The sequence below is a fragment of the Rouxiella chamberiensis genome (assembly GCF_026967475.1).
In the GTDB taxonomy this organism is placed as follows: Bacteria; Pseudomonadota; Gammaproteobacteria; order Enterobacterales; family Enterobacteriaceae; genus Rouxiella; species Rouxiella chamberiensis.
Window position 1 is genome coordinate 3,021,421 of the sequence record NZ_CP114058.1, and the last position, 11,281, is coordinate 3,032,701.

9 protein-coding genes are annotated in these 11,281 nt (G+C 56.6%); 3 read left to right on the forward strand and 6 right to left on the reverse strand.

The features are described from left to right. Window positions 1-17: 17 nt before the first annotated feature. The 4 genes from O1V66_RS14050 to dgt all read right to left on the reverse strand — a co-directional run bounded on the left by O1V66_RS14050 (window position 18) and on the right by dgt (window position 5,946). Entirely contained in the window at window positions 18-1,325 is a 1,308-nt protein-coding gene (locus O1V66_RS14050; RefSeq protein ID WP_045048549.1) for an amino acid deaminase, read from the reverse strand. Window positions 1,326-1,478: 153 nt separating this feature from the next. Beyond that, window positions 1,479-2,618, reverse strand: a complete 1,140-nt coding sequence (locus tag O1V66_RS14055; protein WP_045048548.1) for a glycerate kinase — start codon at window positions 2,616-2,618, stop codon at window positions 1,479-1,481. Window positions 2,619-2,756: 138 nt separating this feature from the next. Continuing rightward, entirely contained in the window at window positions 2,757-4,220 is a 1,464-nt protein-coding gene (gene degP, locus O1V66_RS14060) for a serine endoprotease DegP (RefSeq protein ID WP_045048547.1), read from the reverse strand. A 208-nt stretch (window positions 4,221-4,428) separates the two neighbouring features. Beyond that, window positions 4,429-5,946: a dGTPase gene (gene dgt, locus O1V66_RS14065; RefSeq protein ID WP_045048546.1), complete on the reverse strand. Its 1,518-nt coding sequence runs from the start codon at window positions 5,944-5,946 to the stop codon at window positions 4,429-4,431. A 203-nt stretch (window positions 5,947-6,149) separates the two neighbouring features. Between dgt and mtnN the strand changes: the two genes are divergently transcribed. Together mtnN and btuF are read left to right on the forward strand one after the other, a co-directional pair. Further along, window positions 6,150-6,854, forward strand: coding sequence for a 5'-methylthioadenosine/S-adenosylhomocysteine nucleosidase (gene mtnN / locus O1V66_RS14070; RefSeq protein WP_045048545.1), 705 nt, complete (start codon window positions 6,150-6,152; stop codon window positions 6,852-6,854). Between the two features lie 6 nt (window positions 6,855-6,860). Continuing rightward, window positions 6,861-7,682: a vitamin B12 ABC transporter substrate-binding protein BtuF gene (btuF, locus tag O1V66_RS14075; protein ID WP_045048544.1), complete on the forward strand. Its 822-nt coding sequence runs from the start codon at window positions 6,861-6,863 to the stop codon at window positions 7,680-7,682. Window positions 7,683-7,737: 55 nt separating this feature from the next. Here btuF and erpA read toward each other — a convergent pair whose 3' ends face one another. Both erpA and clcA read right to left on the reverse strand, forming a co-directional pair. Next, window positions 7,738-8,112, reverse strand: a complete 375-nt coding sequence (gene erpA, locus O1V66_RS14080; protein ID WP_045048543.1) for an iron-sulfur cluster insertion protein ErpA — start codon at window positions 8,110-8,112, stop codon at window positions 7,738-7,740. 139 nt (window positions 8,113-8,251) lie between these two features. Further along, a complete protein-coding gene (gene clcA, locus O1V66_RS14085) occupies window positions 8,252-9,658 on the reverse strand; it encodes a H(+)/Cl(-) exchange transporter ClcA (RefSeq protein WP_045048542.1) in 1,407 nt (468 codons plus the stop codon). Window positions 9,659-9,889: 231 nt separating this feature from the next. Between clcA and hemL the strand changes: the two genes are divergently transcribed. Continuing rightward, a complete protein-coding gene (gene hemL / locus O1V66_RS14090) occupies window positions 9,890-11,170 on the forward strand; it encodes a glutamate-1-semialdehyde 2,1-aminomutase (RefSeq protein WP_045048541.1) in 1,281 nt (426 codons plus the stop codon). Window positions 11,171-11,281 lie beyond the last annotated feature (111 nt).

The following is an 11,281-nucleotide window of genomic DNA, read 5'->3' on the forward strand; positions in this document are numbered from 1 at the left end:
CACAACATTCACGTGTTCTAGAACCAGGTCGAGACAATCCCGGTAACATCGAACTGTTCGTTGACAAGCACCAGCTGACGCCACTTGTCAAAGGTGAGACACGGGTGCGAAATGTCAAAGGCCAGCATGTCACCCACCTTGATGTCGGCGTCTTCCGGAATCGACATAAACGCGTGCTGATCCATCATCGCAAAGATTTTCCAGTCTTGCGGCGCGGGCACAACGGATGCGTAGGCTGCATGCTGGCCGCTCTGTGGACGATAGTGGCTGCTCGCCACCGGAAAACCGGCGTCTGACGAGGAATCGCGTTTGCCGAGGCCAACGATGGCCCTTCCCGGCTCCGGTAAGGATTGCACGTAGGCCCAGACCTGCAAGGCAGGCAGCAGACTGAAATTCATTTCACGCGCCACCGGATTTTCCTGCTTGATTCGGTCGGCGGCACGCAGATAAGCGCCGACGTCATGGGTCAGATAACAGCCAGGACGCAGAATGACATCGAGCGCAAAATGGCGCGCACCATCCAGATGCGTCCCCACGCGGCTAAACTCTTCGGCGACCACGTCATACCATGCCGAACCTGCGCCGGAAAGTATCACCTCGGACTCTTTGAATTGCCCGGCTTCGGCCAGCGACTGCGCGCGGCCGATAACGTGCTGCAGGAAGGCGCGGATAGGCGCTTCCTCGTTCAATACGCCTTCATAAAGCTCGACACCGACCAGTGACAATGACTGCGGCCAGCGGGCAATCGCCTCCAGCACCGCGTTCTCCTGCTGAAGTGTACGAATGCCGGTTCGCCCGCCCTGCATACCAAACTCGAGCAGAATACGCAGCGTCTGCCCGCTTTCGGCGAAGAATGCGCCCAGTGCGTCAACGTTGTCGGCAGAGTCGACAATACACACAAATTCGAAGGCGGCATCTTTGTGCATCAGATTGGCGATGATGGCCATGTTGGCCTTCCCGACGAGCTGATTCGCCATCAAAACCTTGCGCACGCCAAAGGCAAAGCCCGCTTCGACCTGCGGCGCGGTGGCAAGCGTAATGCCCCAGGCACCGGCATCGGTCTGCATCTTGAACAACTCGGGGCTCATGGTCGTTTTGCCGTGCGGCGCCAGCTTGACCTGATAGCGGTCGATAAACTCCTGCATCCATGCCAGATTGTGCTGAATCTTTTCTTCCGACAGCACGGCAACCGGCAGACTGACCTGCTCTTTGAGAAGATTCCAGCCCTGCTTCGCGATATCGCCCATGACGGCGTCTGCGGCCAGTGGGCCAAGTCCCTTGGTATGAGTGTTAGCCGGTTGGCTGGCAAAAAAAGTCTCTGACATGATGAGTTCTCTTTAGGGAATAAGCCTCAAAGCTAACGCAAAAAATCAGCAGAGGAAACCGCTTTAGTGGAGTGTGGGGCGGATGAAACAAAAAACCGATATCCCGCTTTCCGGATACCGGTTTAGAGAAAAATACGCTGTACAGACAGGATATTACAGTGCCTGTGACAGCTTGATGGTGGCCGCGATATTGCGCGCCGATTTTTGCAGATTCTCGGCCGCCGAGGCCAGCGCCTCTTCCAGCGAACAGATGCTGTAAAGCACGCTGAATACTGCGTCGATGCCGTTCTCGAACACCACATCGACATCTTTTGTCAGGCTGCCGCCGATGGCGATAACCGGCTTGTTATAACGTTTTGCCACGCGCGCAACCCCGATGGGCACCTTGCCGTTGATGCTCTGGCTGTCGATTCGCCCTTCGCCGGTAATAACCAGCGTGGCGTCCCTGACCAGCGCGTCCAGCCCCAGCGCCTCCGTCACAATCTCGATACCCTGTCGCAGTTCGGCGTGGCAGAATCCGTGCAGCGCCGCACCCATGCCGCCTGCTGCCCCCGCGCCCGGCACATTGTCGACGTCAATCCCGAGATCGCGTCTGATAATGTCGGCGTAATGTTTCAGATAGCCGTCAAGCTTGGGGATCATGTCCGGCGTCGCGCCCTTTTGCGGCCCGAAAATCGCCGTCGCGCCGTTTTTTCCGGTAAGCGGATTGGTGACGTCACAGGCTACCTCGATACGGCACGCAGCGATGCGTTTATCCAGCCCGCTGATATCGATTTTTGCCAGATGCGCCAGCTCGCCGCCGCCGTAGCCAATGTCTTCGCCCTGGCTGTTCAGCAGTCTGGCACCCAGCGCCTGCATCATGCCCGCGCCGCCGTCATTGGTTGCACTGCCGCCGATGCCGATAATAATGTGTTCGACGCCGCTATCCAGTGCCCCTTTGATTAACTCGCCCGTGCCGTAAGAGGTTGTTTCAAGAGGATTACGTTTGGCCTGCGGTACGCTTTCCAGCCCGCTGGCCGCCGCCATTTCGATAAAGGCGATTTTCTCGTCGCCCGAAAGCCCGAAAAAGGCGTCCAGCGGTTCGCCGAGCGGTCCGGTCACTTTGCATTTGACCACCTTGCCGCGCGTGGCGGCGACCATGGCCTCGACCGTACCTTCACCGCCGTCGGCAACCGGCAGCTTGAAATAGTCTGCCTGCGGGAAGATTTCACGAAAGCCACTTTCGATAGCTTTGGCCACCTCCAGCGCGGACAGGCTCTCTTTAAAAGAATCAGGGGCGATAACGATTTTCATAAACAATCCCTTTGGAGTCCAAGCCTAAAGCATAGTCCGCTATCGCGCGGCAGACATAAAAAAGGCAGGCCGAAGCCTGCCTTGCTGCCGATGACGGGCGGAGTGGAAGCTCCAGACCGCCCGTGACCGAAATCGCCGTTACTGAGCCAGCAGATAGATCTGGCTGTCGCCGCGCTGAACGTCCAGCGCCAGCACGCCCGGCTTGCTGTCGAGAATCTTGCGCAGATCGCCGAGATTGTTCACCGGCTGCTGGTTGACGCCATGAATGATGTCACCTTTTTTCAGTCCGACACGCGCCGCGATGGAGCCGACCTTGACGCTGTCAATCTTCACGCCTTTCTGTCCGTTGACATCGCTGTTGCTCAGTTCGGCCCCTTCGATACCGGTGTACACCGTGGCGGAGGCGACCTGTGCAGGCTGAGTGCTCTGCTGCAAGGTGACGTCAACGTTCACCGGTTTGCCGTCGCGCAGCAGTCCAATGGTAATTTTGCTGCCAATCGCCATGGTGCCCACGTCGGCGCGGAAGGAGGCGAAGCTGCTGATAGGCTTGCCGTTCATGCTCACAATCACGTCACCCGCCTTGATCCCGGCTTTTTCGGCGGCAGACTTCGGCAGCACCTGACTGATAAAGGCACCGCGCTGGGCATCCACCTTCATGGCTTTCGCCAGTTCGGAGTTCAGCTCGGTCCCCATGATGCCCAGTTCGCCGCGTTTGACCTGGCCGAACTCGACCATCTGTTTGGTCAGGTTCTGCACCATGTTGCTCGGAATGGCAAAGCCGATACCGATGTTACCGCCGTCCGGCGCAAGAATGGCGGTGTTCAGGCCAATCAGCTCGCCGTTCAGGTTCACCAGCGCACCGCCGGAGTTACCGCGGTTGATGGCGGCATCGGTCTGGATAAAGTTTTCATAATTTTCGATATTCAGCCCGCTGCGACCCAGCGCAGAGACGATACCGGAGGTCGCTGTTTCGCCAAGCCCGTACGGGTTACCGATAGCCACGGTATAATCGCCGACGCGCAGCTGTTCGGAGTCGGCAAACTTGATGGCGGTCAGGTTCTTGGCATCGATAAGCTGAATCACCGCGATATCGGACTGCGGATCCTTGCCTATCACTTTCGCCGTGAAACGACGTCCATCGTTAAGCTGTACGGTAATCTTGTTGGCGTTGTCTACCACGTGATTGTTGGTGACGACATAGCCTTTTGCGGCATCGATGATGACACCGGAACCCAGCGCCTGGAAAGCCTGCTTGGCAGGCGGCTGCTGCGGCTGGCCGTCGTCGCTGCCGTCATCGCTACCCGGCCCGCCCTGCTGGCATACCGGAGAATTCTGGAAGGGAGAACCATCCTGACAAAGCGGCGAGTTTTCACCAAAGAACTGCTGGAACTGTTGTCCCATGCGCGGCGTTTTCACCGGCGCGCTGCCGTCAATATTGATGCTGACCACAGAAGGCATCACTTTTTCCAGCATGGGAGCCAGACTCGGAACCTGAGTGGAACTTGAAGACGCAGTCTCTGCAGCCAATGCCGATGAAACAGGCGCTACAGCCATACCAACACTTAATGCCAAAGCGCTCAAGAATAGAGTAGTTTTTTTCATCAGAAGAAATCTCTTTAAATTATGGGGTGGCGACAGGGCTTTGCCACCTTGTCAGGTCGTCGATTACTGAGATTTTATTAATAACCCGAAGTTCATCTTCGTCGAACTGACAATAGTAAAAAAGTATTGTCACAATTTACAAAAGCATACTTTTTAATCAGTGATTTGCAGCCCTGAATTCGCTGAAAACGGCCTTTTTTGCCGTCCTTTATTCTGCTGCCATCAGTCGACGATACTCGTCGTAAGCATAAAGATCGGTCATGCCGCTGATGTAATCCTGAATCATCCGCGCGCGATGATAATATTCGGTCACCTGTATTTCGGCCGTCGAACGGTGCGCCAACGTGGCAATCGCCTCGCTATAGGCCAGCCGATGCTTGGCAGAGAGTTTGTGAAACAGTCTTGTTTCAATAGGATAGCCGCGATGTGTGTCTTTCTCGACTAATTGGCGAAATTCGTCGAGCGGCATATCCAGCAGCGGGCTGTAGATATCCAGCAGGCCGCTAATCACCCGATACCCCTGCAACTCCAGCTCTTCGACCTCATAGTGGTTGAAGACATGCTTGAACGCCACGCTTTTGTAACTCTCCAGCAGACGGTTGGGCTGGCTGTCATCTTCAAGTAAAGCCTGATTGAAGGTTCCTGAAAATATTGACGATAAATTACTTATGAAACGTGCGGCGGCATGCGGCACCAGCTGTTTTACCGTCTGCACGCGCAGCTCCATGAAGAAGTAGTCGACCGGATTGCGGAAGGTTTTCGCACGATCCATTTTCTGATAGGCAACATCGACGACCTTCTGGAACAGGTCGTCCGGCGTGCTTTCGCCCCACTCTTTCTTCAAATGCCCATAAAGTTGCTCGACGGTGAAAATGTCTTTTTCGACCGCATCTTCGAGGTCGGCAATGCAATACGAGATATCGTCCGCCGCTTCCATAATGTAGGTCAGCGGGAAACGGTTGAACTCTCCGAGCCCCAGCTCACTGCGCATACGACGGATAAACGGCTCTTCGGAGAGATAAAAGCCCGGCTTTTTCATTAGATAATCAAAGGCTGCGGGCAAAGGTTCGGACCAGTAGGCAGGACGTGTATATTTCAGGATACAGGCGGTCTGGGTAAAGGTCAGATTCAGTTTCAGCAGGGTAAATACCAGACGAATCGCCTGCGCGTTGCCGTCGAAATGGCAGAGGTCATAGCGCACCTTTTTGCGCAGCAGATCCAGCGCGTCGTCCTGCTCGTCCAGCCGCAGAAAGGCTGGGCTGCCGTTTTCGAACGCCGTACTGCCGCTTTTCAGGCTGGCAAGATCCATCCGTTTGGCAAACCAGTTATTGATGGCCGACTCGCCAAAATGCCCGAACGGCGGATTGCCGATATCGTGCATCAGGCAGGCCATTTCAACCACGCTTTCAAAGGGATCGGTCGAGCCGTTCAGACCCAGACTCTCCAGACTGCCCGCCCGGCCGAGATGGTAGAGGATCTCTTTGGCGATATGTCGCCCGACCTGCTGAACCTCCATCGAATGCGTCAGACGGCTGCGCACGGCGGCGTTTTTCTCCAGCGGAAATACCTGGGTTTTTTGCTGCAAACGGCGAATGGCGGCAGAGTTGATTATCCGCCCGCGATCGCTCTCGAACTGGCGAATAATGTCATACTCGTCCCCGGCTTCTATCGGGGGACTAAAGGGACGCTGGAAGTTGAATTTCGTTTTAAAATCGATCCCGGACATGATTTCCTACCTTATCAGACACTTCATCCGCCAGTGTTGCCCAGTCGTCGCGGCAGCAAACGCATTAATTCCTCTCTTTAGCCATGATAGACTATGCCGCATTGGTCGAGGCCGTGTCCAACGCTCTGCCCCAAAAGAACCGGGTTCCACATGCCCTGACTCGTCATGAGCAGGGGAAATTTTATCATCTGCGAGTATCCACTATGAAAGTAGGCATCATCGGCGCAATGGAACAGGAAGTGACCCTGCTGCGCGACAAAATCGAAAATCGTCAAACCCTGCAACGCGCGGGCTGTGAAATCTATACCGGCCAGCTGCACGGCGTAGACGTTGCGCTGCTGAAATCGGGCATCGGCAAGGTGTCGGCCGCGATGGGCACGACCTTGCTGCTCGAGCACTGCCAGCCGGACGTGGTGATTAACACCGGTTCCGCAGGCGGTCTTGCCAAGTCGCTGAAAGTGGGTGATATCGTGGTGTCCGAAGAAGTGCGCTACCACGATGCCGACGTGACCGCATTTGGTTACGAGCCGGGCCAGATGGCCGGTTGTCCGCCGTCGTTCGTTGCCGATGCCGATCTGGTTAAACTGGCAGAAACCTGCATCACCGGCCTTGATCTGAATGCGGTTCGTGGTCTGATTTGCAGCGGCGATGCCTTTATCAACGGTGCCGAGCCGCTGGCGCGCATCCGCAACACCTTCCCGACCGTGGCTGCCGTAGAAATGGAAGCCGCTGCCGTGGGTCACGTCTGTCATCTATTCAACACGCCGTTTGTGGTTGTGCGCGCCATTTCCGACGTCGCCGATACCGAATCTCACCTGAGCTTTGAAGAGTTTTTGGTGGTGGCGGCCGAGCAGTCAACCCTGATGGTCGATGCGATGCTGAAATCCCTGGCTGCGAATCCGCGCTAAGCCGTGATGAAACGCCTGCTCCCGCTCTGCCTGCTGAGTGCGCTGTGGCTGCCGCTGGCGGCCATAGCGCAGGTTGCGGAACGGGTGGTCAGTCTTGCGCCCAACCTGACCGAACTGGCCTACGCCGCGGGTCTGGGCGACAAGCTGGTGGGCGTCAGCGCCTATTCCGATTTTCCGCCGCAGGCGGCCCGCATCGAGCAGGTAGCCAACTGGCAAGGGCTGAACGTCGAACGTATTCTGGCGTTGAAACCCGATCTGGTGCTGGCGTGGCGTGGCGGCAATCCGCAGCGCCCGCTGGATCAACTGGCTTCACTCGGGATCCCCATTGTCTATCTTGATCCCGAAAGCGTCGAGCAGGTGGCGCAGGCGCTCGACAGTCTGGCGCACTACAGCGCCACGCCAGCCCGCGCTCATGATGCCGCGAGCCACATCCGCCAGCAGTTGGCCGCGTTGCAGGCAAGACGCGCCAAACGCCCTCCTCTGCCGGTGTTTATCCAGTTTTCGACCCAGCCGCTGTTTACTTCATCTGCAAAAACGCTGCAAAGCCAGATTGCGAGCCTGTGCGGTGCGCAAAATATCTTTGCCGACAGCCCTGCGCCCTGGCCACAGGTCAGCCGGGAACAGGTGTTGAGCCGCAAACCGCAGGCGATTATCTTTCCGGGCGACGACACGCAGCAGACCACTATCAACCAGTTCTGGCACGGGCAACTCGCCGTGCCCACGCTGGCAGTGAATGCCGACTGGTTCAATCGTGCGGGTCCACGGGTCATGCTGGCAGCCCGGCAGTTATGCCAGGAAATCGACGCGCTGCCGTCTGCACCGCCATAAAAAAACCCCGTGCCGGAAGCACAGGGTTTTTTAATTCAACAAAACGTTTAAACGTTTAGATACTGAAGGAGGAACCGCAACCGCAGGTGGTTTTGGCATTCGGGTTAGTCACCACGAAACGCGAACCTTCCAGTCCTTCTGTGTAATCCACCGAACCGCCGACCAGATATTGCAGGCTCATCGGGTCTACCACCAGCGCGACGCCGGATTTCTCGATGGTCATGTCACCGTCGTTTATCTTGTCATCGAAGGTGAAGCCATACTGGAAGCCACTGCAACCGCCGCCAGTAATGTATACGCGCAGTTTCAGGTCTGGATTTTCTTCGTCTGCGACCAGATTTTTCACTTTACGGGCTGCGGCTTCGGTAAATTGCAACGGCAGCGCGACGGGCGCATCCAGGGTTGGCTCGCTTAAAATAGGTTCACTCATAGTGTTTACTCCCAATCCGAATTCTGTTCAGGCCGTCGGATTGACTGTCTGAATAATGAACTGATTATCTTATACCTGCATCACAACTTCAAGTATGGGCCGTTTTCGCCACGCCGTCCCGCTAAATTTCAGGGTTATTTTATCTAACGGTGCTGTCGGCCTGCTCTCGTTCCTGCTTTAGCAAGATGCGGGTCAACAGAGTGGAATACAAGGGCTTGCCGCCCAGAAACTGCGCCATCAGCGTCGCGCCGAGGCAGGTAATGATCATCGGCAGGATGAGCTGATAATTTTCGGTCATCTCGAGCACCAGCACAATGCCGGTGAGCGGCGCACGCACGGTGGCGGCAAACAGCGCGCCCATTCCGGCAATCGCAAAGGTGCCTGGCTCGATGCCGTACTGCGGAAACAGGGCGGCGGCGGCCATGCCGAACGCGGTGCCAAGCAAGGTGCCCAACGCCAGCATGGGGGCAAAAATCCCGCCCGGCGCGCCCGAAGAAAAACACAATAATGTGGTCACTACCCGGGCAAAAAAGATAAACAGCAGCATGCCAAGGGAATAACTGCCCGCCGCAGCCAGCGGGATCAGCGCAAATCCCCCGCCTGCCGCTTCGGGTTGGAACAACCCCAGAAGTCCGCAAAGGCCGCCGAGCAGACCGCCAGTCAGCAAAATCCTGTTCAGCTTGCCGCCGTGCAAACGGGCAAACATATCCTGAGTGCGGAAGATAAGCGCATTGAAGCCGACGCCCACCCCGCCGAAAACCATTCCCAGCAGTAGATACAGCCAGAAAGTGTTCAGCGACACGTTCGCCAGCACACCAACGTCGATAACCGCCCGTTCGCCGTTGAACAACCGATAGACGATGCTCGACATAATCACGCCGATAAACACCGCCTTGACCGAAATCAGGCTGTAGCGAAACTGGAGACGCATCTCTTCAATAATAAAAAGAATACCGGCCAGCGGCGCATTGAACGCGGCCGACAGCCCCGCCGCCGCACCGGTAGCAAGCAGCGTATGACGGGCTTCGGCAGAGCGCATACGAAAAATATCGGCCAGCATCTGCCCCAGATTGGCGCCCATTTGCACGGTGGGTCCTTCGCGTCCGAGCACCATTCCTGCGCCCAGCGTGCCCATGCCGCCCACAAATTTTACCGGAATAACTCGCCACCAGCGAACGGGCCTCAACGCTTCCAGCGCGCCTTCGATTTCCGGAATGCCGGAACCACTGGCTTCGGGCGCAAACCGGCGCACCAGAAAATAGCCCATCATCGCCAGCAGTGCCGAGATCAGAAACGTTGCGCCCCACAGCAGCCAGGCAGGGTCGCTGACCTTGTGCCATTCCGTCAGCCTGAGGTGAATAACCCAATCCACGGCCCTCTCGAACGCGACACCCAGCAGTCCCGCCAGAATCCCGACAAGCGCAGCCACTACCAAAATAGCCACCGGCGTTTTGTCACGGCGCAAAAATTGACGCAATACGTCGCTGGGACGCCTGCGCTGCGAAAGTGCGGTAGCGCGGGGACCAAGCATCGGAAATTGGTTCATGGGCTTCTTTTCATTGAATAAAAGGAAAAAAACAGGTTAACGAGTTAATCATGAAAATCGTCGGCAAGGGAGAACTAATATATTTCTTAACCTTTCGCCGGCCAGCAAAGATTTCATAACGGCGTCATGTTCTCTAGAATAGAAGGCAATCTGTGAGGATTACCTTTCAAAATACTATTTTTCTTAGTGCGAGCTTACCAAGCCCGCACGAAAAAAACCAGGAGCCGATCAATGAGTAAGTCAGAAAGTCTATTCACCCAAGCGCAAACGCTGATCCCGGGAGGCGTGAACTCGCCGGTACGTGCGTTCAACGGCGTCGGCGGTGTGCCACTGTTCATTGAGCGCGCCGACGGTGCGTATTTATATGATGCAGACGGTAAAGCCTATCTGGACTATGTAGGTTCATGGGGTCCGATGGTGCTGGGCCACAACAATGCCGCCATTCGCGACGCGGTGATTGAAGCTGCCCAGCGCGGCCTGAGCTTTGGCGCGCCGACCGAAATGGAAGTCAAAATGGCCGAGCTGGTCACCACACTGGTGCCAAGCATGGACATGGTGCGCATGGTGAACTCCGGTACCGAAGCGACCATGAGCGCCATTCGTCTGGCCCGTGGCTTCACTCATCGTGACAAGATAATCAAATTCGAAGGCTGCTATCACGGTCACGCCGACTGTCTGCTGGTGAAAGCCGGTTCGGGCGCGCTGACGCTGGGTCAGCCAAACTCGCCGGGCGTGCCTGCCGATTTCGCCAAACATACCCTGACCTGTACCTATAACGATCTGGACTCTGTGCGTGCCGTGTTCGAGCAATATCCTGAAGACGTGGCCTGTCTCATCGTCGAACCAGTTGCTGGCAACATGAACTGCGTACCGCCGCAGCCGGAATTCCTGACGGGCCTTCGCGCACTGTGCGACGAGTTCGGCGCACTGCTTATCATTGATGAAGTGATGACCGGTTTCCGCGTTGCGCTGGGCGGTGCCCAGGCGCATTACAACGTGGTGCCGGATCTGACCTGCCTCGGAAAAATCATCGGGGGCGGCATGCCGGTAGGCGCATTCGGTGGCCGTCGCGAAGTGATGGAAGCGCTGGCTCCGACAGGTCCGGTTTATCAGGCGGGTACGCTTTCCGGTAACCCGATTGCGATGGCTGCCGGTCTTGCCTGTCTGACCCAGGTTGCAGAACCTGGCGTTCATCAGACGCTGACCGCCCTGACCACTCAACTGGCAGAAGGTCTGAAAGAAGCCGCTGCCGCCGAAAACATCCCGTTTGTGGTAAACCACGTCGGCGGCATGTTTGGCCTGTTCTTTACCGAACTGAGCACCGTCACAAGTTATCAGGACGTGATGCAGTCCAACGTTGAACGCTTCAAGACTTTCTTCCACCTGATGCTGGAAGAAGGCGTATATCTCGCGCCTTCCGCCTTCGAAGCAGGCTTTATGTCACTGGCCCACACGCCGGAAGATATCCAGCACACCATCGACGCCGCACGTCGCTGCTTCGCAAAACTGTAAGCTCTTTCCGTCGCCTCGGCTCTACAACGCGCCAGGCGACGGCAGCGCAGAACGATAACGCAGCACAGTCTCCACCGAGGCTGTGCTTTTTTTATCAAGCCAGATAATTTT

What these genes read in the sequence shown, in the direction of transcription:
- O1V66_RS14050 (WP_045048549.1), bottom strand. Translation starts at nt 1,325, where the DNA reads ATGTCAGAGACTTTTTTTGCCAGCCAACCGGCTAACACTCATACCAAG.
- O1V66_RS14055 (WP_045048548.1), bottom strand. Translation starts at nt 2,618, where the DNA reads ATGAAAATCGTTATCGCCCCTGATTCTTTTAAAGAGAGCCTGTCCGCG.
- degP (WP_045048547.1), bottom strand. Translation starts at nt 4,220, where the DNA reads ATGAAAAAAACTACTCTATTCTTGAGCGCTTTGGCATTAAGTGTTGGT.
- dgt (WP_045048546.1), bottom strand. Translation starts at nt 5,946, where the DNA reads ATGTCCGGGATCGATTTTAAAACGAAATTCAACTTCCAGCGTCCCTTT.
- mtnN (WP_045048545.1), top strand. Translation starts at nt 6,150, where the DNA reads ATGAAAGTAGGCATCATCGGCGCAATGGAACAGGAAGTGACCCTGCTG.
- btuF (WP_045048544.1), top strand. Translation starts at nt 6,861, where the DNA reads ATGAAACGCCTGCTCCCGCTCTGCCTGCTGAGTGCGCTGTGGCTGCCG.
- erpA (WP_045048543.1), bottom strand. Translation starts at nt 8,112, where the DNA reads ATGAGTGAACCTATTTTAAGCGAGCCAACCCTGGATGCGCCCGTCGCG.
- clcA (WP_045048542.1), bottom strand. Translation starts at nt 9,658, where the DNA reads ATGAACCAATTTCCGATGCTTGGTCCCCGCGCTACCGCACTTTCGCAG.
- hemL (WP_045048541.1), top strand. Translation starts at nt 9,890, where the DNA reads ATGAGTAAGTCAGAAAGTCTATTCACCCAAGCGCAAACGCTGATCCCG.